The organism is Nevskia soli DSM 19509 (genome assembly GCF_000711955.1).
Classification (GTDB): Bacteria; Pseudomonadota; Gammaproteobacteria; order Nevskiales; family Nevskiaceae; genus Nevskia; species Nevskia soli.
The window spans coordinates 1-1,809 of sequence record NZ_JONR01000085.1; the positions used below are offsets into that span (position 1 = coordinate 1).

1 protein-coding gene is annotated in these 1,809 nt (G+C 50.9%); it reads left to right on the plus strand.

The genetic code is table 11. The features are described 5' to 3' along the window. Nucleotides 1-36: 36 nt before the first annotated feature. On the plus strand, nucleotides 37-1,587 hold the full coding sequence (locus BP26_RS28985; RefSeq protein ID WP_281172787.1) for an FAD-dependent oxidoreductase: 1,551 nt from the start codon (nucleotides 37-39) through the stop codon (nucleotides 1,585-1,587). Nucleotides 1,588-1,809: the final 222 nt, after the last annotated feature.

The following is a 1,809-nucleotide window of genomic DNA, read 5'->3' on the forward strand; positions in this document are numbered from 1 at the left end:
TCTAGCTCTGGTTCGTCTAGCTCTGGTTCGCAGTCGATAACAGCCGACGTCGTTGTCTACGCGGCTACGCCGTCGGGCATCATGGCCGCGATTGAAGCCGGACGATTAGGCAAGAAGGTAATCCTGTTGGAGCCTACCACGCATATTGGCGGCATGCCCGCTAGCGGGCTCGGCACCTCTGATATTGGAAACATCAATGCGATAGGCGGACTGGCGAAGGAATTTTTCGCGGCCGTTGCAGCTATCTATGGATCAACCTGGTCGGTACATGGAACCTTATACGAACCACATGTCGCTCGTCAGGCGTTTGAGAAATTGCTTACCAAGCAAGCCAACGTACAGCTAGTTACTAACGCAGTTTTGAGTTCTATCATAAAAGATGGAGGCGCAATCAAATCGCTAGCCACTGTCAATGGCTACAGCTACACCGCAAAGGAATTTATCGACGCAAGTTATGAAGGCAGTTTAATGGCGGCGGCTGGGGTTTCGTATGTGGTCGGTCGTGAAGCATCCACTCAATACAATGAATCGTATGCTGGCGTCCAAGTAGACTATGGCAGTAACGGTGTAAAGATCGATCCCTACGTTGTCCCGGGAGTGCCTTCCAGTGGCCTGATACGGCACATTCAGGCTTATACACCTACCCACATAGGATCTGGTGACAGCGGCGTAATGGCCTATAACTATCGCCTTTGCCTCACCCAAGACCCTGACAATCGCATTCCATTCACTGCTCCGGTTAATTATGACCCGTCGGAATTCGAGCTATTTGCGCGTTCTTCCGAGGCAATGATTGCAAAGGGAAATACCCCGACAGTCCAAACATTCTTCGTGCCCGTCGGAATCCCCAACGAAGGTCAAGGCATACATCAAAAGTTCGACGTCAATAACTCCAGCGACTTGTCAACGGACGAAGTTGGAGAAAGTTCCGACTATCCGGATGGCACTCTGCAGGTTAGACAAGCGATTGCCGCCGAGCACAAACGCTATATTCAGGCCCTACTGTACTTCCTGCAAACTAGTACTCGTCTTCCAGCCTCAGTTAATTCGGCGGTTGCCGAGTATGGCTATTGTAAGGACGAATTTACGGACAATGGGGGATTTCCCTACCAACTGTATGTCCGCGAAGGACGACGCATGTTGGGTGCCTATGTCATGACTCAACATGACGTTGTAACCCAAAGCGCACCCAATTCAATTGGACTCGCCTCAGATACGATGGATTCACATGCCGTTCATAGATATCCCATCGATGACCAAACGAATAATGAAGGCACCACAGTATATAAGGTCGCTATACCCTACCCTATCGCTTATGGATCACTTGTTCCAAAAAGCAGCGAAGCCACCAATTTACTAGTGACTATATGCGTCTCGGCGTCGCATGTGGCATTTAGTTCAATGCGAATGGAGCCCGTATACATGATCATGGGCCAATCGGCTGGAGCCGCTGCATCCCTGGCTATCGACGAAGCGACAAGCGTGCAAAACGTTAGTTATCCGGCGCTCTCCACCCAACTACTCGCGGATGGACAGATACTGAGCTGGAATGTCGGCGCCCGAGTTGGAGTGAGCCCGATTCAGTGAACATCCCTAGAGCACTTGTGATTTAACAATCAACATCTGGTAAACATTCCTTAGGTTCTACGAGAGGAATGCATTGCGCGCGTAGCAGCTGCGCCTTCCACTGAGTGACCTGATTGGGATGCACATCGGTAAGCGTCCAGGCATCCCATCTTGACGGAAGGGTGCAGAGCTATAAAGCCTAAGGCTTCCAGTTCTGCGGCAGAAGCGCATCGAGTTTGCTGA